Annotated in this window: 14 protein-coding genes, 2 tRNA genes and 3 rRNA genes; 4 read left to right on the top strand and 15 right to left on the bottom strand. The window is 50.6% G+C overall.

Annotated features, from left to right (window positions below; translation table 11 throughout):
- The first annotated feature begins 11 nt into the window (after nt 1–11).
- Complete coding sequence (locus AACH41_RS00875) at nt 12–245, top strand: sulfurtransferase TusA family protein (protein ID WP_338656118.1); 234 nt, start codon at nt 12–14, stop codon at nt 243–245.
- A gap of 361 nt (nt 246–606) precedes the next feature.
- On the opposite strand, the gene AACH41_RS00870 is transcribed toward AACH41_RS00875, so the two are convergent.
- Both AACH41_RS00870 and ilvA read right to left on the bottom strand, forming a co-directional pair.
- Complete coding sequence (locus tag AACH41_RS00870; protein WP_338656117.1) at nt 607–1,752, bottom strand: glutaminyl-peptide cyclotransferase; 1,146 nt, start codon at nt 1,750–1,752, stop codon at nt 607–609.
- Nucleotides 1,753–1,903: 151 nt separating this feature from the next.
- Nucleotides 1,904–3,415 (bottom strand): threonine ammonia-lyase, biosynthetic, encoded by a 1,512-nt coding sequence (ilvA, locus tag AACH41_RS00865; RefSeq protein WP_338656116.1) that lies wholly within the window; start codon nt 3,413–3,415, stop codon nt 1,904–1,906.
- A gap of 95 nt (nt 3,416–3,510) precedes the next feature.
- Between ilvA and rpiA the strand changes: the two genes are divergently transcribed.
- Together rpiA and phoU are read left to right on the top strand one after the other, a co-directional pair.
- A complete protein-coding gene (gene rpiA, locus AACH41_RS00860; protein WP_194749787.1) occupies nt 3,511–4,173 on the top strand; it encodes a ribose-5-phosphate isomerase RpiA in 663 nt (220 codons plus the stop codon).
- An 88-nt stretch (nt 4,174–4,261) separates the two neighbouring features.
- Nucleotides 4,262–4,966, top strand: a complete 705-nt coding sequence (gene phoU / locus AACH41_RS00855; protein ID WP_194749768.1) for a phosphate signaling complex protein PhoU — start codon at nt 4,262–4,264, stop codon at nt 4,964–4,966.
- 89 nt (nt 4,967–5,055) lie between these two features.
- Here the strand turns inward: phoU and AACH41_RS00850 are convergent, their stop codons facing one another.
- Nucleotides 5,056–5,328 carry an oxidative damage protection protein gene (locus AACH41_RS00850; RefSeq protein ID WP_194749769.1) on the bottom strand — a complete coding sequence of 91 codons (273 nt, stop codon included), beginning with the start codon at nt 5,326–5,328 and terminating at the stop codon, nt 5,056–5,058.
- A 79-nt stretch (nt 5,329–5,407) separates the two neighbouring features.
- On the opposite strand from AACH41_RS00850, the gene AACH41_RS00845 reads away from it, so the two are divergent.
- Nucleotides 5,408–5,803, top strand: a complete 396-nt coding sequence (locus AACH41_RS00845; RefSeq protein WP_275356407.1) for a diacylglycerol kinase — start codon at nt 5,408–5,410, stop codon at nt 5,801–5,803.
- Nucleotides 5,804–5,900: 97 nt separating this feature from the next.
- Here the strand turns inward: AACH41_RS00845 and AACH41_RS00840 are convergent, their stop codons facing one another.
- From AACH41_RS00840 to AACH41_RS00785, 12 genes are all read right to left on the bottom strand, one after another.
- Nucleotides 5,901–7,931, bottom strand: a complete 2,031-nt coding sequence (locus AACH41_RS00840) for a TonB-dependent receptor (protein ID WP_338657563.1) — start codon at nt 7,929–7,931, stop codon at nt 5,901–5,903.
- Nucleotides 7,932–8,031: 100 nt separating this feature from the next.
- Entirely contained in the window at nt 8,032–8,340 is a 309-nt protein-coding gene (locus AACH41_RS00835; protein WP_194749771.1) for a hypothetical protein, read from the bottom strand.
- Nucleotides 8,341–8,437: 97 nt separating this feature from the next.
- The gene (gene truB / locus AACH41_RS00830; RefSeq protein ID WP_194749772.1) at nt 8,438–9,337 is read right to left on the bottom strand and encodes a tRNA pseudouridine(55) synthase TruB; all 900 of its coding nucleotides are present in this window, start codon (nt 9,335–9,337) and stop codon (nt 8,438–8,440) included.
- Nucleotides 9,338–9,357: 20 nt separating this feature from the next.
- Nucleotides 9,358–9,714 (bottom strand): 30S ribosome-binding factor RbfA, encoded by a 357-nt coding sequence (rbfA, locus tag AACH41_RS00825; protein WP_194749773.1) that lies wholly within the window; start codon nt 9,712–9,714, stop codon nt 9,358–9,360.
- Nucleotides 9,714–12,422, bottom strand: coding sequence for a translation initiation factor IF-2 (gene infB / locus AACH41_RS00820; protein ID WP_338656110.1), 2,709 nt, complete (start codon nt 12,420–12,422; stop codon nt 9,714–9,716). The genes rbfA and infB overlap by 1 nt, the downstream gene beginning before the upstream one ends.
- An 84-nt stretch (nt 12,423–12,506) precedes the next feature.
- Entirely contained in the window at nt 12,507–13,973 is a 1,467-nt protein-coding gene (nusA, locus tag AACH41_RS00815; RefSeq protein ID WP_194749775.1) for a transcription termination factor NusA, read from the bottom strand.
- Between the two features lie 39 nt (nt 13,974–14,012).
- Nucleotides 14,013–14,501, bottom strand: coding sequence for a ribosome maturation factor RimP (gene rimP, locus AACH41_RS00810; RefSeq protein ID WP_194749776.1), 489 nt, complete (start codon nt 14,499–14,501; stop codon nt 14,013–14,015).
- A gap of 435 nt (nt 14,502–14,936) precedes the next feature.
- A 5S ribosomal RNA gene (gene rrf / locus AACH41_RS00805) occupies nt 14,937–15,050 on the bottom strand.
- 200 nt (nt 15,051–15,250) lie between these two features.
- Nucleotides 15,251–18,133 (bottom strand): 23S ribosomal RNA (locus AACH41_RS00800).
- A gap of 383 nt (nt 18,134–18,516) precedes the next feature.
- A tRNA-Ala gene (locus AACH41_RS00795) sits at nt 18,517–18,592 on the bottom strand.
- Between the two features lie 9 nt (nt 18,593–18,601).
- Nucleotides 18,602–18,678: transfer RNA gene (locus AACH41_RS00790), tRNA-Ile, on the bottom strand.
- A gap of 87 nt (nt 18,679–18,765) precedes the next feature.
- Nucleotides 18,766–20,304 (bottom strand): 16S ribosomal RNA (locus AACH41_RS00785).
- The 16S, 23S and 5S rRNA genes sit together here with 2 tRNA genes alongside, the layout of an rRNA operon.
- Between the last annotated feature and the right edge of the window lie 417 nt (nt 20,305–20,721).

Here is a 20,721-nt window from a genome sequence, read left to right as displayed (position 1 = left end):
CAGGATTGTTTATGCAATACGACAAAGAAGTAGATGCCCGCCACCTGAATTGCCCCCTGCCCATTTTGCGCTGCAAAAAGGCCCTGAACGAGTTGCAAGCAAATCAGGTACTCAAAATCACGGCCACGGACCCTGGCTCTAAAAAAGATTTTGATGCCTTTTGCCGCCAAACCGGCCACACCCTGATCGAGATGCAAGAGACAGAAGGTGTTTTTACCTTCTGGCTACGCAAGCGCAGCCAGTAAACCCCTCTCCCGCGGACTGACACTCAGCCACTAACCGCACCCACCATCCATTCATCCGCTGCAGCGCAAAAAAAGGGCTTCCGAAGAAGCCCTGTGAGGAACGACGTTAACCCGTGGGTTAACGTGGTCTGCATGCCGAAACAACGATTGCCCCACTGGCGACTCAGGGACTCAACCTGACTTGCAGTTTGCCGGCATGGCTTCCGACAATCTGCACACTCCAGACGCAATCATTGTTATCTAAAGATGATTTCGGCAGCTTCACGCAAAACTTTAGGGCGCGCTCAAAAAAATTTAAATAAAAAAGCCCGCCGATGAGGGCGGGCTTGTTCAACCAATTGAAACGCGATTGGAAATAACGTTATTTGGCGTTTTCCAGACTACCCATGGCTTTAGGGAAGGTCACCACGCCCCATGGCATGTTTTTCACTTCAATCTGGTTCGTGACTTCAAGCTTATCTGCATCAATGACGAATACCGCATCAGACTTGCCGCAAGCCAACAGCACCTGCTTGTTGTCCGGGGTAAAACTAAAATGCCAGCACCGGTTACCGGTCGGCACTTCCTTGATTTTTTCAAAGGTCTTGGCATCAAACACCTGCAACAGTTTTGCCTTGTTGGTCGCCACAAAAATCCGCTCACCCTTGCTGTCGTAGGCTATGCCGTATGGGGTTTCAGCCGTGTCTACCGTGCGTACCACATTAAAGTCTTTGTCCATAACCATAAACTTGTTACCAAACTCCAGCGTGGCCAGATAGGTATTGCCATCCGGAGAGACTTTGATGCCGCGCGGACGATCTCCATATTGATGGGTGGAAATGGTTTTAACCAGCTCGCCAGTTTCGATGTTGTGTACAGTGACGGTATTGTCAGCTTCGTTCGTAATCACCAGCTGTTTGCCATCGGCCGAAAACTCCAGGCCTTCGGTTTCTGGCCCGCCGGTAATTTCGCGGACTTTTTCACCTTTGGTCAGATCAACAATCGCAATCTTGGCTGGGACTTTTTCTTCATCGTCGTCATCGTCTTCTTCTGGCTTGCTGCCCGGCTTGGGTGGCGGACCAGCTTTAGAGCTAGGCTCGGACGAAACAAAAGCATAATTACCACTCACCCGCACAAACTCAGGGTTTTTGCCGACCTCAATCTGCTTGACGACTTCGCCTGTGGCGGTATCAATCACGGACACACTGCCATTTTCACGTGTCGCCACCACCAGTTGCTTGCCATCGTCTGTCAGAGCCAGGCCACGCGGGCCCTTGGCTTTCACATCCAGCATGCTGGTCACTTGCATGGTCGCCAAGTCAATCACGTCGACGCCGGCATCCTGGGTGGACACATAAGCCAACGCCTTACCAGAAGAACTTTCGCTAACAGCGCTCGTGGCCGCTGGCGTTTCCGGGGTAGGTGCGGACTCTTCTTGCTTGTTACAAGCGGTAACGCCAGCGAGCAAGGCCAGCAACCACACGCTGGTGCGCGCACGACGCGCCAATGATGAATTCAACATTTGCATTTATCTCCTGATTATTATTTAAGTCTCATCGCTCTAAAGTGCAGGCATTCCCTGCAAGAATCGTTCTCAGCCAGCCAATCAGCGCCGTGGCTCGCATTCAGCTGACATCACCCACGGCGCTGGCTGCAAACAACCACCATCATGGCTGCTATCAGCCCAAAAATAAACGATACGCCGGATTATGGCTCTCATCCCAGTACGGGTAACCCAATTGCTGTAAAAACTGGGCAAAGGCGACCTGATCCTCGGGCGGTACCTGCATGCCCACCAATACCCGGCCAAAATCTGCCCCATGATTACGGTAGTGAAACAAACTGATGTTCCAGTTGTGACCCATGGATTCGAGAAAGTTCATTAAGGCGCCGGGTTTTTCAGGAAACTCAAAACGGTAAACTACCTCGTTTTGGACTTGTGGCGCATGCCCGCCCACCAGATGGCGCAAATGTAACTTGGCCATCTCGTTGTCGCTCAAATTAATGGTGGGCAAGCCAGCCGCCGCCAATTTGCTCGCGATAACATCGGCCTCGGTTGGGTGATGCACCGCCAACCCGACAAAAATATGCGCTTGCTCGGTGTCAGCAAAACGGTAATTGAATTCGGTAATATTGCGCTGCCCTAACAGGCGGCAAAAACGCTTAAACGCGCCGGGGGTCTCAGGAATGGTGACGGCAAAGACCGCCTCCCGGCGTTCCCCCAACTCCGCGCGCTCGGCAATAAAGCGCAAGCGGTCAAAGTTCATGTTGGCACCTGAAGCAACTGCGACCAGGGTTTTACCTTGACACTGTTCACGCTGACTGTAGGCCTTCAAGCCAGCCACGGCCAGCGCCCCGGCCGGCTCAAGAATGCTGCGCGTATCCTCAAACACGTCTTTGATAGCGGCGCAAATCGCATCGTTATCAACCACGATCATTTCATCGACATATTGCTGCACGAGCGCAAAGGTATGCTCGCCCACTTGCTTGACCGCAGCCCCATCTGCAAACAGGCCCACTTGTTCCAACATGACACGTTGGCCGAGCTTCAGTGATTCGGTCATGGCTTCGGCATCCTGCGCTTCGACGCCGATGACTTTGATTTCGGGGCGGACCGCTTTCAGATAGGCCGCCATCCCAGCCAGCAGACCACCACCGCCGACACAACAAAACACGGCTTCAATCGGCGCCGCATGATCCTGCACCAACTCCAGCGCAATGGTGCCCTGTCCGGCAATGACATCCGGATCATCGTAAGGATGCACAAAGTTCAAGCCTTCCCGTTGCTCGAGATCGAGCGCGTGCAAGTAGGCATCGGAATAACTGTCGCCAAACAACACCACTTCGGCACCGCGTGCGCGCACCGCATTGACCTTGATCGCTGGCGTGGTGGTCGGCATCACAATGACGGCACGGCAGCCCATTTTCTGCGCACTCAAGGCCACGCCCTGCGCATGGTTTCCGGCACTGGCGCAAATCACGCCACGTTGCAAAGCCTCAGCCGAGAGGTTGGCCATTTTGTTATAGGCACCGCGCAGCTTGAATGAAAATACCGGCTGCATATCTTCGCGCTTGAGCAATACCCGGTTATTCAGTCGCGAGGACAAGTTGGGCAATTCATCGAGCGGCGTATGTCTGGCAACGGCATAGACGTGGGAGTGTTCGATTTTTTCGCGGTAATTGATGGTCATGAAATGCGTGGAGATTTTAAAACCGCAAGGTTGCAGTGTATGATAGAGAATTGTTTGTATTATAAAGAATTAATCAAGGATTGAAGCACATGGCGATGGATAAAGCACAACAAGACGCATTGAAACTCGAAGTGGCAAAAGCAGCAGTCAATTATGTCAAGGATGGCATTATTGGTGTGGGCACCGGCTCAACCGCCAACTTTTTTATCGACGAACTGGCCAAAGTCAAACATAAAATCACCGGCGCAGTCGCCAGCTCCGAAGCCACAGCGCAACGCCTGCGTAACCACGGTATCGAGGTCTTTGACTTGAACAGCGTCGACAGCATGGATATTTATGTGGATGGCGCCGATGAAATCACCGAGCACATGCATATGCTCAAAGGCGGCGGCGGTGCATTGACCCGTGAAAAGATCGTGGCAGCTGTGGCCAAATCTTTCATCTGTATCTGCGACGAAAGCAAATTTGTACCCGTATTGGGCAAGTTTCCCCTGCCAGTAGAAGTATTACCAATGGCTCGCAGCCATGTGGCACGTGAACTGGTAAAACTGGGTGGTCAACCCCAATTGCGTGACTTCACGACTGACAACGGCAACTTGATCCTTGATGTGCATGGCTTGAGCATTACAGACCCGATTGCAATGGAAGCCAAGATCAACCAGATCGTAGGGGTGGTGACTAACGGCTTGTTCGCAGCACGCCCGGCCAATGTGTTGCTGCTGGCCACGCCAAACGGCGTTAAAACTCTGACCAAGTAATTGCAACTTCTGCACACTGAAAATTATCATACAGTTGTCATATTGGGCTGGTAATCTGCACCGGCACAATAATTAGGAAAAATTTGTCATGCAATTTGAACACACCTCTAAGCAATATGATGTTGAACTGGAGTCCGTCCGGGCTAAGGTTCTGGAAATGGGCGGGGTCGTTGAGCAGCAAATCGTCAATGCACTGGAGTCGCTGACCAACGCGGATGTCAATCTAGCCAAAGACGTCATGGAGCGCGATGCGCGTGTCAACGCTTTAGAGGTGCAGGTGGATGAAGACTGCAGCCATATTATTGCGCGCAGACAACCTGCAGCACGTGATTTGCGCATGATCATGATGATGGTGAAAACCATCACGGATCTGGAGCGGATTGGTGATGAAGCCACTAAAATTGCACGGACTGCCCAGCGTATCTACGAGCAAGACCGGATGTACAAACCACGGTTCAACGAGATCAAAACCATGGTTGGCATTGTGCGTGAAATGCTGCGTACAGCGCTGGATTCATTTGCACGCCTGGATGTCAGCCAGACCGTGGAAGTCGCCAGACAGGATGAGCAGGTGGATGAACAATTCCGCGCCGCCATGCGTCAGTTGATCACATTCATGCTCGAAGATCCACGTACGATCTCGATGTCACTTGAAGTACTGTTTGTGGCAAAAGCCATTGAGCGCATTGGTGACCATGCGAAGAACATCTCGGAGTACGTGGTCTATATGGTCAAAGGCAAAGATATCCGTCATACCAGCCTAGAAGATATTCAGCGCGAGACGCAGTCGTAATAGACCGCAAATAAAAAGCACTCCGAGGAGTGCTTTTTATTTTTGTTGGCCGGGATACGGTTATAGCCTCATCGCATTAACCATTTTCACTAGGCAGAAGGAGGCACATAGCCAGTGGCAACATCTGCGCCTTCGCCAAAAAAGTACTTTTCGGTTTGCTCGGATAGATATTTACGTGCACTCGGGTCCGCAAGGCTCAAGCGGTTTTCATTGACCAGCATGGTCTGCTGTTTTAACCAGCCTGCCCAAGCTTCTTTAGACACATGCATATAAATCTTTTTACCCAGTTCTCCCGGATAAGGCGGAAAATCCATGCCTTCGAGCTCTTTGCCCAGTTTCACACATTGCACCAATCTTGCCATGTTCGATCCTCACTACACTGCTAAAAGCGCTATCATAGCGCATGTTAAAATCTGATGTTCGCAATTTTAGAGATAAGCCATGCAAAACAACACCCCTTCAGGTCACCAGGAAAGTCCATTCAAAGGCAAAACCGGCCTCCGGCGCTTGATTAATGCCTTTGGCTACTCCATGGATGGCTTCAAAGCCGCTTACAAGCATGAAGATGCTTTCCGTCAGGAGGTCTGGCTCTCGCTGGTGCTGATTCCACTGGCATTTTACCTGGAGTCTGAAGCCCTGCACCGCATCCTGATGGTGGGCAGTGTGTTACTGGTCATGATTGTGGAGCTGCTGAATTCGGCGGTTGAAGCGGTAGTAGACCGCGTGTCGATTGAACGGCATGCGCTGGCCAAGCGAGCCAAAGATATTGGCAGTGCTGCCGTGTTGTTGGCATTGATCAACTTGACGGTAGTCTGGGGCTTGATTTTATTCAATTAAATGACAACAGGCTGACCAAGTCAGCCTGTTGCTTTGATCTGTCGCGCCTCTGCGCGCCTCGTAATGCGGCGTCCAGAGGCGCAGTTAGTCCCACCGCTTAAAAGTCAGCGCGGGCGCCCACCAATACCGCCCTCGCGCCTGACGGGGCAATATCCTTCAGAAAAGAAGCGTGCTCACGGATCTCTTCATTGAGCAGGTTATTCGCCTTGGCAAACAACTCCACATTGAATTTCACCGGCAACTTGTATGCGACCAATGCGCTAACATTAGTATACGCATTGGTTTTGAGCTCGTTCTCGGCCACGTTATTCTGCTTAAAGGCATGCAGCACATCGAGGCGAGCATTCCAGTGACCCAGGCGATAATCCAGCCCACCGCCCAAACGCAAGGGCGAGATCCTTGGCAAGTATTGATTATTACGCGTGTCTTTGGCATGCACGTAGTCACCGCGCATTTTTAATGTCCACTCGTCGTTCAAGGCAAACTTGCCTTCTAACTCCAAGCCCTTGAACAAGGCCGGAACCGCTCTAAACTGTGCTTCAGGCAACAGCTCGCCATCCACCGGCACCTCAATGCCTGTATTAAACAAGCCGATAAAGTTTTTAAATTTGGTGGCATACGCGCCTAGCGTCACACTGTGACCACCGGACTTCCATTTCAGCTGCGCATCAATACCGTTGGAGCGCTCTTTGCTGAGGTTAGTATTACCGACCTCCACCTGCCCAGTCGCAATATGTGGTCCATTCGCATACAGTTCAAAATAGCTAGGTGCACGCTCGTTATGCGACAAGTTGGTCGTCACACTCCAGGATTCATCAATGGTGTAAAGCCCCCCCAGCGCAAAGCTATTGGGGTTAAAGTGTTTGCTAAACGCCTGGGTGAATTTATCATCGACATGGGAGTCTATCGAGGTATCGCCAAACCGCCCGCCAAAGGTGACTTTGTGTTTATCGATTGCATACTCTTCGTAGACATAAGCCCCTTGGTCCACGGTGGTGACACTAGGCACAAATGCCTCTTCGCCTAAGGCCTGAAAACGGGTATTCTGGAACTGATACCCAACCACCCCATTCAAGCCCGCCAGTGGGACATGCGTGGCTTCCAGGCTACCCTGCAAACCACGGTTTTTAAAAGTGGTTCCAACCACCCCACTCTCAACTTCTACGTGCTGGTAATCGGTGTAAGCCATTCTCACCTTGATTTTTTGTACAGGTCCCTTGAGCTCTCTCACTTCACCTGCCAACTCCGTACGTTTGTTTTCCATATTGATTCTGACATTCTCTTCCGCCACGGTACCGTAGTGGTTGTTGGAGTCCGCATAGGAAATCCCCAGATAGCCTGTATCAAAGGTCCAGGAAGCACCCAATGCGCCGCCATTGGCCAGGGCAGAACTATTATTGAGCTTGTCCTTGCCGCGACTATCGCGCGCAGTACCATCGGCCAAACTCTTGCGCTTGGAAAGCGCATAGCCAGGAATCTCAAGATTGCTGGTTTCACGGCTGTAGATATCGGCATGCAATGCAAACAGGCCATTGCCCACATCGACCACCGCAGCGCCATTGCGCGTATTGTCTGGCCCGCCAAACCTGGTTTCAGCGCGGCCGGTATAGCCATTAAGGGATTCTTTAGGGATACGGTGGTCAATGGCGTTGACGACACCGCCCATGGCACTGCCGCCATACAGCAACGCTGCCGGGCCTCGCACCACATCAATTTGCTCAATAATCAATGGATCCACGCCCACTGCATGGTCAAAACTCAGTGACGAGGCATCCAGAATGCCGACACCGTTTTGCATGATACGCACACGCTCGCCGTCCAGGCCACGGATAATCGGACGCGAAGCATTTGGACCAAACTGCGTGGCCGTCACGCCCGGAATGCCATTCAGGGTTTCGCCCAGAGTCCCCTGACGACGCAAACTGAGCTCACGTCCGCCCAATACCGAGACCGGCACCACCATATCATCCGATGCCACGCCCAGGGGATTCCCCGTGACAGGCACATTATCAATATCAAGGGTTTTCGCGTCTTCTGCCGAGACCAGCATGGGCGAGCTCAACGCCGCCATCAATGCCAGCCATAATGATTTTTGCTGCCCACGTGCAGACATCCTCTTTTGTAACATTTTCATTGTTTTTTCCAGACAAGGTCAGGCAGTGCTGTGCGCACTGCATAAATAGCTCACTCCAGCCGCAAGCGCGACCTGGAGAATGTATCGTCAAGGGTTAAACAATGGCAGGAGGGGCGCGTGCGGCATAGGCCGCGAGCGTTGGGCGCTGTATGGCAATCGCCAGGGCGCTGATGACAGCAAGATAGCTAAGCTCTGGCAAGCTCCATTGCTGGGCCTGCGTCATCACCCCGACGAGATGCGCGTAGGCGACACAGAGCCTGCATTGGTCTTTGCTTTGATGTTTGTCAGATTGCGAGTGTTGCGTCAGCTCTTTGAGATGGGTAATTTCATGTGTGACAAGGCCTGTCTGCGTGATCGCAAACAACACTGCCAATAGAAAATACACATAAAAGCGCTTTAACATGTTGAATATACTAACATAAATTCCTACACACAGAATGCAACTCTATTGCATTTTTATGCAAAAGCCATGCGTTTTAGCGAGACGAGCAAGTGAAAAACTAGAGATTAACGACGCGTTTGGGGGCAATACGGCCATCGCGCTGCTGCTGGCCGACCCCAAGAAATAAACCGGAAGCACTGTAAATACGCAAATCGCCCGCTGGGATAACGCCAGCCAGCCAGACTGGATTGCCTTGTTTGAAATAATAGGCGGCATCCTCATGCAGCTCGACTTTAGGCAGGATTTGAATGGCACTATCGACAGGCAGCAGCAACGCATCGCGCTGCTCAATAGACATCTGCTCCAGAGCTTCTATCGTCACGGTCTCGGCGATTTGATAAGTGGCGGTTGCCGTACGGCGTAAAGCTGTGAGGTGCGCACCCACATTGAGTGCTTTACCAATATCCTCGCCTAAGGTACGGATATAAGTGCCTTTGCTACAACAGACTTCGATTTCTGCACTATTCTCAGCACAGGCCAAGACACGCAATGCATGAATGGTTACCTGACGCGGTGCACGTTCTAGCTCGACACCATTACGCGCGTATTCATACAAAGGCTTACCGTTTACCTTGAGCGCAGAATACATGGGAGGCACTTGTGTAATTGGCCCCATAAACTGCGGCAACACGCGCTCAATCTCTGCACGCGACACCTGGCAAGCCACCTCACTGACGACGTCTCCTTCTTTGTCTCCGGTAGTGGTGGTCACACCAAACTTGACGGTCGCCACATAGGTTTTGTTTTCATCCGTCAGGTGTTGTGCAAATTTGGTGGCTTCGCCCAAACAGATCGGCAACACGCCAGTTGCAAGAGGATCCAAGGTCCCGGTATGTCCGGCTTTTTGGGCCTGATATAACCATTTGACCTTTTGCAGGGCCTGATTGGATGAAAAGCCATAGGGCTTGTCCAGCAACAACACGCCACTGACGGCACGTTTAATGCGTTTGGTTTGCATAGCGCGAAAGGAGGTGAAAATTATTCTTGCGGAGGGGTATCAGACAAAGCGTCGCTGATCAGCTTGTCCATGTGCATCCCACGATCTATGGATTCATCATAGACAAAATGCAACTGCGGGACAGTACGGATCATCATGCGCTTGCCCAGCTGCGTACGCAAAAAGCCGGCGGCTTTCTCCAGGCCGGCTTGCAGGCCTTTGCTATTCTTCTGCGCGGTGTAAAAGACCTTGGCATGTGCCATATCACCCGCCACCTCAACCCCGGTCAAGGTGACCATCTGCACACGCGGGTCCTTGATCTCAAACATGAGCAAATCCGCCAGTTCACGGCGCATTTGCTCAGAGATGCGGTCATTTCTTGAAAATGCTTTAGCCATTAGAGTGTTCTGGCCACTTCAACGACTTCATAAACTTCAAGAATATCGCCGACTTCAATCTCATTGTAGTTCTTGAGAGACAAGCCGCACTCAAAGTTATTTTTAACTTCTTTAACGTCATCTTTGAAGCGCTTGAGGGAGTCGAGCTCACCCGTATGGATAATGACATTGTTACGCAGCAAACGGACTTTGGAGTTACGTTTAACCACGCCATCCTGTACATAACAACCGGCCACTGCACCCACTTTGGAGATCCGGTATACCTCGCGGATTTCTACCGTACCAATCATTTGCTCTTTCTGCTCTGGTGCAAGCATGCCACCCAACGCCGCTTTGATCTCGTCCACAGCTTCGTAAATGATGTTGTAGTAACGCAGGTCGACATCCAGATTCTCAACCAGCTTACGTGCGCCGGCATCTGCCCGGACGTTAAAGCCGATCAGTACCGCACTTGAAGCGGCGGCCAGGTTCACATCAGACTCACTGATAGCACCCACGCCGGTGTGAATAATATTCACACGTACTTCGCTGGTAGACAGTTTTTGCAGGCTGGTGGTCAAGGCTTCGTAAGAGCCCTGTACATCTGATTTGATAATCAGGTTCAGGGTTTGTACTTCGCCTTCAGCCATCTGCTCAAACATGTTTTCAAGTTTGGCCGCCTGCTGCTTGGCCAGTTTCACATCGCGGAACTTGCCCTGACGGAACAAGGCAATTTCACGCGCCTTGCGCTCGTCGTTCAAGACGATGGTTTCTTCACCAGCACTTGGCACATCAGACAAGCCCAGAACTTCTACCGGAATAGACGGGCCGGCTTCTTTAATGTCGTTGCCATTCTCGTCAAGCATGGCACGCACACGGCCATAAGCCGTACCTGCCAGCAGCATATCGCCGCGGCGCAGAATACCTGACTGCACCAGAACGGTAGACACCGGACCACGTCCTTTGTCCAGACGACCTTCAATGACCAGGCCTTTGGCTGGCGTATTGAGCGGGGCTTTCAACTCAAGCACTTCCGCTTGCAGCAACACGGCTTCCAACAACTCATCAATGCCTTTACCGGTTTTGGCAGACACTTCACGGAACATGGTATCGCCACCGTACTCTTCTGGCACCACCTCATGTGAGATCAGCTCGCTTTTCACGCGCTCTGGCTGGGCTTCCGGTTTATCAATCTTGTTAATCGCCACCACGATAGGCACATTACCTGCCTTGGCATGGTGTATCGCTTCAATCGTTTGTGGCATCACGCCATCATCAGCCGATACCACCAGAATCACGATATCGGTCGCCTTCGCACCACGGGCACGCATAGCGGTAAAAGCCTCGTGGCCAGGGGTATCCAGGAAGGTCACCATGCCGCGTGGCGTTTCCACGTGGTAAGCACCGATATGCTGGGTAATGCCGCCTGCTTCACCTGAAGCCACGCGACTGCGGCGGATATAGTCCAGCAAGGAGGTTTTACCATGGTCAACGTGACCCATGACCGTGACCACCGGTGGACGTGATTCCAGAATCGCTTCAACGCCTTCGGTTTCCTCCAGGAAGCTTTCAGGATCATTCGCAGCCGCGGCTTGCGCTTTGTGACCCATTTCTTCGACCAGAATAATCGCAGTGTCTTGATCCAGCACCTGGTTGATGGTCACCATCATGCCCATTTTCATTAAGGCCTTGATCACTTCCGCCGCTTTGACAGACATTTTGTGCGCCAAATCCGCAACCGAAATGGTCTCCGGCACCATCACCTCTTTGATGATAGGTTCGGTTGGTGCATTAAAGGCGTGCTGATCATCTTTATTGGATTTGTGATGCTTGCCCTTAGGGGTGCGCCAGCCTTGAGCGCCGCCAGCAGGTGCATCACCACGGGTTTTAATGCCGCGTTTTTTGTTCTCGTTTTCATTCCAGTCGCGGTTGTCGGTCTTGGCTTTTTTATCTTTATTTTCTGGCTTGTCTGTTGCTTTGGCAGCGGGCTTGTGTAGCGTCCCTTCAGACAACTTGGTGGCTGCGGGTTTATTCTTCGCAGCCTCGGCCTCTGCCTGGCGCTTGGCTTCCTCTTCTGCGCGACGTTGTGTCAACGCTTGCTTGCGCTTGATATCTTCTGCCTGCAAGGCAGCCAGCTTGGCCGCACGCGAAGCTTCTTGTTCACGTAAGGCAATCTCCTGCGCCGACAGAACCACGCCTTTTTTCACAGGGGCTGGGGCTTCTACGACTGGTGTAAGTGCTGGTGCCTCAACTACTGGCTCAGGTTCTGGCTCTGGCTCAGGTTCAGCCACGACCTCAACGATCTCTTCGATCACAGGTTCTTCCACCACGACCTGCTCAACCTCTACGGGCAAGCTCTCCAGAACTTCTGCTGGTACTGGCTCGGCTTCATCATAAGCAGCGGCATCCACAGGCGGCTCATAGCCCAGCTCAGGGCGCTCCAGCACGCGTTTTTTACGCACTTCCACCTGAATCGTACGGGCTTTACCTGAGCTATCCAGCTTTTTGATTTCGGTGTTCTGCTTACGGGTCAGTGTGATCTTGTTTTTAGGCGCGTTACCTGCCCCATGCTCTTTACGCAAGTAATCCAGCAAGGCAGCCTTGTCACCCTCTTCCAGGAAATCATCCACAGACGTTTTATGAACGCCTGCGCTTTTCAGTTGCTCGATAAGAAGAGTCGTTGGAAGACCCAGCTCGGCGGCAAATTGTGCGACGGTTGAAAGTGCCATGTACTGCTCCAGTTCAATTACTTTATTTTTTAATTAAGAGGTATGCATGATGTTTTAAACGCATAGGTTATTTAAAACGCCTGGTTACTTAAACCAGGGTGCTCGCGCCGTCATAATCAATGACTTCGCACGCTCTTCATCTATTCCGGTCAACTCAACCAGCTCATCGACTGCCAGTTCGGCCAGATCTTCGCTGGTATGAATCTCGCTGGCTGCCAGTTTATGGGCAGTGTCTGCATCCATACCGTCCAGCGTCATCAGGTCGTTGGTGTCTTCTTCAACTTTTTCTTCTTTGGCAATCGCCTCGGTTAACAAGGCAGCACGTGCGCGTGAACGTAACTCATTGATCGTGTCTTCATCAAAGGCCTCGATTTCAGCCATCTCTGCCAAAGGCACGTAGGCAATCTCTTCCAGTGTGCTAAAGCCTTCCTGCACCAGGATATCCGCCACTTCTTCGTCCACATCCAGCTTCTCGATAAACAATTGGCTGATTTTGGCATACTCGTCCTGACTCTTCTGCGCAGCCGCTTCTTCGGTCAGGATATTCAGGTTCCAGCCAGTCAGTTCCGACGCCAGACGCACGTTTTGACCGTTGCGCCCAATCGCTACCGCCAATTGCTCTTCGTTCACCACCACATCCATGCTGTGTGCATCTTCATCGACCACAATCGACGTCACTTCAGCTGGCGCCAAGGCATTAATGACAAACTGTGCCGGATCCATGCTCCACAATACGATATCCACGCGCTCGCCACCGAGCTCAGAAGTCACCGCTTGTACACGGGAGCCACGCATGCCCACGCAAGTCCCCACAGGATCCAGGCGCTGGTCATTGGTTTTAACCGCAATTTTGGAACGCAAGCCAGGATCACGCGCCGCAGAACGAATCTCCAGCAGGCCTTCTTCGATTTCAGGCACTTCCAGCTCAAACAAACGCTTGAGGAACTCGGGAGCGACACGCGACAGGATCAGTTGCGGCCCACGGCCACCACGGTCCACGCGTGACAGATAAGCACGCACACGGTCACCCACGCGCAGGTTTTCTTTTTGAATCATGGCTTCACGTGGTAGCAGGCACTCAATACGGCCCACTTCAATAATCGCATTGCCTTTTTCCATCCGCTTGATCACGCCAGTGACCAGGCTTTCGCCACGCGCCAAAAAGTCCTGGATCATTTGCTCACGTTCAGCTTCGCGCACCTTCTGCAAAATCACCTGTTTGGCTGCCTGTGCGCCAATGCGGCCAAACGAGATCGATTCTAATGGCTCTTCGTAATAGTCGCCAATTTGTCTGCCAGCAGCACGTTCGTCTTCTTCATCAAACTGGTAAGCCGAGCTTTCCAGCAGGTCATATTCTACATATTGCCAGCGTCTAAAGGTTTTGTAATCTCCGGTTTCACGGTCAATTTCGACACGAATATCAGCGCCTTCTTCATGGTTCTTTTTCGTCGCCGAAGCCAATGCCAGTTCCAGGGCAGTAAAGATTACCTCTTTATCCACGTTTTTTTCATGGGCCAGGGCATCAACCAACAACAATAATTCACGACTCATCGTAATCTCCAACTCACCGTACGGATTAGCTAAAACAAATTAATCAAAAACCGGGCTCAATCGAGCCTTATCTATATTATCCAGCGACAATCTATAAACCCAGCCATCGCACTCAATCAACACTTTCCCCTCGTCAACGCCTTGCAACTGTCCCAAAAAAGTCTTTCTGGGCAATGTGGTTGGAGTTGCTTTAGGGCCATCATCCGGAATTCCCACTCGCAATTTGATTTGTGCACGCTCACCAGTAAAACGCATAAAATCACGTTCCTTGCGCAACACACGATCCAGACCGGCAGAAGAGACTTCCAGGCGGTCATAATCAATATCCAGTTCTACCGTCAGCACGTTGCCAAGCTGGTTGCTCACCAGAACACAATCATCAATCGTAACGCTGTCCTTATTGTCTTTGGGTGTCAGCTTGTCGATGAACACGCGCAATAACTTGCCACGATTGGCTGCCTCAAAATCAACCAGCTCGTATCCTAACTGCGTGACTGTCTTTTCAACTACCGAATGCAAATTTTGCATACGCACCCTTAATTCAAAACGTTACGTCCAAAAACAAAAAATGGGCGTAACGCCCATCTATAGTTTTGATTATACCAAAATTCCTTTTAAATTCAAAGTAACAGATGGCGCAATGGCAGGGTCGGGCGGGTTTTGTTTGACGTCTACGGCCTGTAGTAGCCCGAACGGGTCAATGACATACGCCTGTGTATTTTTTAAGATGTTTGTAAAAGAGGGAGAAGCAACAGATCAACAACCGCTTGAGCGGTGTCAATTATATTTTACGCTGCAGTGCAGCGCTTAAGTTTTCATGGCAGTCTATTTTGAGTTGATCTTAATAGACACTTCAACCCGGTGCTTGCACCGGGTTTTTTTCTGCCTGAATTTCATTTGCCTGCCGGATACAGGCAATAAAAAAGCCCCCGACATTGCTGCCGAGGGCTTTTTAGAATAGGAGCTTGGGGATGACCTACTTTCGCATACGAAGAGTACACTATCATTGGCGCAAGTTCGTTTCACGGCCCTGTTCGAGATGGGAAGGGGTGGTTCCAAACTGCTATTGTCCCCAAACATAACTGGTAATGTTATGCATGGTGCTAAACATATGTTTAGCCTGCTTTAACAAATTGGAAGAAGTAAAGGATTTTTCTTTTTCAAGCATCAATGGGCAGGGTATGAAACAACTTGTGTTTCTTATTTCTAGATGATTGCCAAATCATATTGCTTTGAACTACACCTGGCTTAGATTTTAGTCTAAGTTTTAAGGTTATAGGATCAAGCCTCACGAGCAATTAGTATCAGTTAGCTTAATGCATTACTGCACTTCCACACCTGACCTATCAACGTCCTGGTCTTGAACGACTCTTTAGCTGGCTTAAAGCCAGAGGCAAGTCTCATCTCGAGGCGAGTTTCACGCTTAGATGCTTTCAGCGTTTATCTCTTCCGCACTTAGCTACCCAGCTATACCATTGGCATGATAACTGGTCCACCAGAGGTGCGTCCACTCCGGTCCTCTCGTACTAGGAGCAGGTCCCCTCAAACTTGCAGCGCCCACGGCAGATAGGGACCAAACTGTCTCACGACGTTTTAAACCCAGCTCACGTACCACTTTAAATGGCGAACAGCCATACCCTTGGGACCGGCTACAGCCCCAGGATGTGATGAGCCGACATCGAGGTGCCAAACTCCCCCGTCGATATGAACTCTTGGGAGGAATCAGCCTGTTATCCCCAGAGTACCTTTTATCCGTTGAGCGATGGCCCTTCCATACAGAACCACCGGATCACTATGACCTGCTTTCGCACCTGCTCGACCTGTCCGTCTCGCAGTCAAGCAACCTTTTGCCATTGCACTATCAGTACGATTTCCGACCGTACCTAGGTTACCTTCGCACTCCTCCGTTACTCTTTGGGAGGAGACCGCCCCAGTCAAACTGCCTACCATACACGGTCCCCAGTCCGGATTACGGACCTAGGTTAGAACCTCAACAACATCAGGGTGGTATTTCAAGGATGACTCCACGATATCTGGCGACACCGCTTCATAGTCTCCCACCTATCCTACACAAATCTTGTCAAAGTCCAATGTAAAGCTGCAGTAAAGGTTCATGGGGTCTTTCCGTCTAGCCGCGGGGAGATTGCATCTTCACAAACATTTCAACTTCGCTGAGTCCCGAGAGGAGACAGTGTGGCCATCGTTACGCCATTCGTGCGGGTCGGAACTTACCCGACAAGGAATTTCGCTACCTTAGGACCGTTATAGTTACGGCCGCCGTTTACTGGGACTTCAATCAAGAGCTTGCACCCCATCATTTAATCTTCCAGCACCGGGCAGGCGTCACACCCTATACGTCCACTTTCGTGTTTGCAGAGTGCTGTGTTTTTATTAAACAGTCGCAGCCACCTTTTCACTGCAACCCCATCACGCTTCTAGAGCAAGTCTATACACGTTACCGGGGCGCACCTTCTCCCGAAGTTACGGTGCTAATTTGCCGAGTTCCTTCTCCCGGGTTCTCTCAAGCGCCTTAGAATTCTCATCCTGCCCACCTGTGTCGGTTTGCGGTACGGTCTTATACAACTGAAGCTTAGTGGCTTTTCTTGGAAGCATGGTATCAATCACTTCGTCTGCAAGCAGACTCGTTATCACGTCTCAGTCTTAGCTCTCCGGATTTGCCTAAAGAACCAACCTACACGCTTGAACCGGGACATCCAACACCCGGCTGACCTAACCTTCTCCGTCCCCACATCGCATTGTATATAGGTACAGGAATATTAACCTGTTTCCCATCAGCTACGCATCTCTGCCTCACCTTAGGGGCCGACTCACCCTGCGCCGATGAACGTTGCGCAGGAAACCTTGGGCTTTCGGCGAGGGAGCTTTTCACTCCCTTTATCGCTACTCATGTCAGCATTCGCACTTCTGATACCTCCAGCATACCTCACAGTACACCTTCGCAGGCCTACAGAACGCTCTCCTACCATGCCAGTAAACTGGCATCCGAAGCTTCGGTTACGTGCTTAGCCCCGTTACATCTTCCGCGCAGGACGACTCGACCAGTGAGCTATTACGCTTTCTTTAAATGATGGCTGCTTCTAAGCCAACATCCTGGCTGTCTATGCCTTCCCACTTCGTTTTCCACTTAGCACGTCATTTGGGACCTTAGCTGTCGGTCTGGGTTGTTTCCCTCTTGTCCACGGACGTTAGCACCCATGGACTGTCTCCCGTAATTGAACTTCTCAGTATTCGGAGTTTGCAATGGTTTGGTAAGTTCTTATGAACCCCCTAGCCATAACAGTGCTCTACCCCCGAGAGTTATATACGAGGCACTACCTAAATAGTTTTCGGAGAGAACCAGCTATCTCCAAGTTTGTTTAGCCTTTCACCCCTATCCACAGCTCATCCCCAAATTTTTCAACATTTGTGGGTTCGGACCTCCAGTACCTGTTACGGCACCTTCATCCTGGCCATGGATAGATCACTTGGTTTCGGGTCTACACCCAGCGACTAAGACGCCCTATTCGGACTCGATTTCTCTACGCCTCCCCTATCGGTTAAGCTTGCCACTGAATGTAAGTCGCTGACCCATTATACAAAAGGTACGCAGTCACCCCTTACGAGGCTCCCACTGTTTGTATGCATACGGTTTCAGGATCTATTTCACTCCCCTCCCGGGGTTCTTTTCGCCTTTCCCTCACGGTACTGGTTCACTATCGGTCGATATCGAGTATTTAGCCTTGGAGGATGGTCCCCCCATGTTCAGACAGGGTTTCTCGTGCCCCGCCCTACTTGTCGTTACCCTAGTTCCACAAACGGGATTTCGTATACGGGACTATCACCCACTACGGTCGGACTTTCCATTCCGTTCTACTATCGCGTCTGCTAAAAGTAACAGGCTGTTCCATGTTCGCTCGCCACTACTTACGGAATCTCGGTTGATTTCTTTTCCTCTGGGTACTTAGATGTTTCAGTTCTCCAGGTTCGCTTTACTCTTCCTATATATTCAGAAGAGAATGACCTTACGGCCGGGTTTCCCCATTCGGACATCTCCGGATCAAAGCTTATTTGCCAGCTCCCCGAAGCTTTTCGCAGGCTATCACGTCCTTCATCGCCTGATATCGCCAAGGCATCCACCATATGCACTTATTCACTTGACCCTATAACGTTAAAACCTAAACCCTTTTTAAATCTAGATTTCGTCGTGCATGAGACACGCGTTACAGGTAATTCTAAAGCACTATCAAACCTCGTTAGATTTGCTTAGATTATTGATTACTCAACAATCTAAACGTCTCAACTTGCGTTTAATATATTTATGATTTTGCAATCAATCGATATTATTTCCGGTTAAAAAATAATATCGCCCATTGAATATAAGTTGTCATCACACAACCTATATTCCTTTACTTCTTCCATTTTGTTAAAGAGCAGTCTTAGTTTTTTAAACTAACGTTTAAAAACCAGAAGCAAACATTTAATCAAACATCAATTAATAACGCTTGCTTCTAATCTCTAAACCGCAACAAAGACACCAAGTCGTTGGTGGAGGATGACGGGATCGAACCGACGACCCCCTGCTTGCAAAGCAGGTGCTCTCCCAGCTGAGCTAATCCCCCAATATTCGGTGGTGGGTCTGGTTGGGCTCGAACCAACGACCCCCGCCTTATCAAGACGGTGCTCTAACCAGCTGAGCTACAGACCCTAAGGCGGTTTGCCTAAATCTTTGTTGCTGCTTATTTTTAAGATGACCGATAAGAGTGAATGCTTGTAGACAGGTGATCTTCTCTAGAAAGGAGGTGATCCAGCCGCACCTTCCGATACGGCTACCTTGTTACGACTTCACCCCAGTCATGAATACTACCGTGGTAATCGTCCCCCTTGCGGTTAGACTAACTACTTCTGGTAAAACCCACTCCCATGGTGTGACGGGCGGTGTGTACAAGGCCCGGGAACGTATTCACCGCGACATGCTGATCCGCGATTACTAGCGATTCCGACTTCATGCTCTCGAGTTGCAGAGAACAATCCGGACTACGATCGGCTTTCTGAGATTAGCTCCCCCTCGCGGGTTGGCAACTCTCTGTACCGACCATTGTATTACGTGTGAAGCCCTGGCCATAAGGGCCATGAGGACTTGACGTCATCCCCACCTTCCTCCGGTTTGTCACCGGCAGTCCCATTAAAGTGCCCAACTCAATGATGGCAATTAATGGCAAGGGTTGCGCTCGTTGCGGGACTTAACCCAACATCTCACGACACGAGCTGACGACAGCCATGCAGCACCTGTGTCCACTTTCCCTTACGGGCACCTAATGCATCTCTGCTTCGTTAGTGGCATGTCAAGGCCAGGTAAGGTTTTTCGCGTTGCATCGAATTAATCCACATAATCCACCGCTTGTGCGGGCCCCCGTCAATTCCTTTGAGTTTTAATCTTGCGACCGTACTCCCCAGGCGGTCTACTTCACGCGTTAGCTGCGTTACTCATGGATTTTACTCCACCAACAACTAGTAGACATCGTTTAGGGCGTGGACTACCAGGGTATCTAATCCTGTTTGCTCCCCACGCTTTCGTGCATGAGCGTCAATATTATCCCAGGGGGCTGCCTTCGCCATTGGTATTCCTCCACATCTCTACGCATTTCACTGCTACACGTGGAATTCTACCCCCCTCTGACATATTCTAGTCTTGTAGTTTCAAACGCAGTTCCCAAGTTGAGCTCGGGGATTTCACATCTGACTTACAAAACCGCCTGCGCACGCTTTACGCCCAGTAATTCCGATTAACGCTCGCACCCTACGTATTACCGCGGCTGCTGGCACGTAGTTAGCCGGTGCTTCTTATCAAGGTACCGTCAGCCTCACACAGTGTTATTGTGTAAGTTTTCTTCCCTTGCGAAAGAGCTTTACAACCCGAAGGCCTTCTTCACTCACGCGGAATGGCTGGATCAGGCTTGCGCCCATTGTCCAAAATTCCCCACTGCTGCCTCCCGTAGGAGTCTGGACCGTGTCTCAGTTCCAGTGTGGCTGGTCGTCCTCTCAGACCAGCTACTGATCGTCGCCTTGGTAGGCCATTACCCCACCAACTAGCTAATCAGATATCGGCCGCTCTTATAACGTAAGGTCCGAAGATCCCCTACTTTCCCCCTCAGGGCGTATGCGGTATTAGCTAATCTTTCGACTAGTTATCCCCCATTACAAGGTACGTTCCGATATATTACTCACCCGTTCGCCACTAATCCCCCTAGCAAGCTAAGGTTCATCGTTCGACTTGCATGTGTAAAGCATTCCGCCAGCGTTCAATCTGAGCCAGGATCAAACTCTTCAGTTTAATTCCTAACTATTACTTTTTACCTCAATTAAGAGGCGGTATTCGATTTCGCTATATCTCAAATTCATTTCAAGGTATGTGTGTAAACTACACTGTACATACTTGTCATAAATCTAAGCGTAAGCATTTGTATTTTCTGAGTTTTACGCATCAAATGCGTTCACACCCAACTACAAACACCCACACTTATCAGTCATCCTAATTTTTAAAGAACAGTGCCTCGAAGGCTTTTCGCTCTTCCGTTTTAACTTCCAACGTTTCAAGCGAAGCGCGCATTATACAGAGGTTTTTTACTTCGTCAACAACATTTATTCCGCTGCCAACTTAACGCTCAAACATACTGCGCTTTTTTATTTCTTCTCACCCAACTAAACAACCGTTTCGTTGAAGAGAGCCGCGCATTTTACAGCGCTGAAG

Origin of the sequence: Methylophilus sp. DW102 (assembly GCF_037076555.1) — a bacterium.
GTDB lineage: Bacteria > Pseudomonadota > Gammaproteobacteria > Burkholderiales > Methylophilaceae > Methylophilus > Methylophilus glucosoxydans.
This window is presented reverse-complemented; position numbering and strand designations above follow the sequence as displayed.

Excerpts from the sequence above, each read along its gene's own strand:
- AACH41_RS00850 (WP_194749769.1), bottom strand. The coding sequence starts at position 5,328 with ATGGCAAGATTGGTGCAATGTGTGAAACTGGGCAAAGAGCTCGAAGGC.
- AACH41_RS00835 (WP_194749771.1), bottom strand. The coding sequence starts at position 8,340 with ATGTTAAAGCGCTTTTATGTGTATTTTCTATTGGCAGTGTTGTTTGCG.
- rpiA (WP_194749787.1), top strand. The coding sequence starts at position 3,511 with ATGGATAAAGCACAACAAGACGCATTGAAACTCGAAGTGGCAAAAGCA.
- AACH41_RS00875 (WP_338656118.1), top strand. The coding sequence starts at position 12 with ATGCAATACGACAAAGAAGTAGATGCCCGCCACCTGAATTGCCCCCTG.
- AACH41_RS00870 (WP_338656117.1), bottom strand. The coding sequence starts at position 1,752 with ATGCAAATGTTGAATTCATCATTGGCGCGTCGTGCGCGCACCAGCGTG.
- phoU (WP_194749768.1), top strand. The coding sequence starts at position 4,262 with ATGCAATTTGAACACACCTCTAAGCAATATGATGTTGAACTGGAGTCC.
- AACH41_RS00845 (WP_275356407.1), top strand. The coding sequence starts at position 5,408 with ATGCAAAACAACACCCCTTCAGGTCACCAGGAAAGTCCATTCAAAGGC.
- ilvA (WP_338656116.1), bottom strand. The coding sequence starts at position 3,415 with ATGACCATCAATTACCGCGAAAAAATCGAACACTCCCACGTCTATGCC.
- rimP (WP_194749776.1), bottom strand. The coding sequence starts at position 14,501 with ATGCAAAATTTGCATTCGGTAGTTGAAAAGACAGTCACGCAGTTAGGA.
- nusA (WP_194749775.1), bottom strand. The coding sequence starts at position 13,973 with ATGAGTCGTGAATTATTGTTGTTGGTTGATGCCCTGGCCCATGAAAAA.
- rbfA (WP_194749773.1), bottom strand. The coding sequence starts at position 9,714 with ATGGCTAAAGCATTTTCAAGAAATGACCGCATCTCTGAGCAAATGCGC.
- AACH41_RS00840 (WP_338657563.1), bottom strand. The coding sequence starts at position 7,931 with ATGTTACAAAAGAGGATGTCTGCACGTGGGCAGCAAAAATCATTATGG.
- infB (WP_338656110.1), bottom strand. The coding sequence starts at position 12,422 with ATGGCACTTTCAACCGTCGCACAATTTGCCGCCGAGCTGGGTCTTCCA.
- truB (WP_194749772.1), bottom strand. The coding sequence starts at position 9,337 with ATGCAAACCAAACGCATTAAACGTGCCGTCAGTGGCGTGTTGTTGCTG.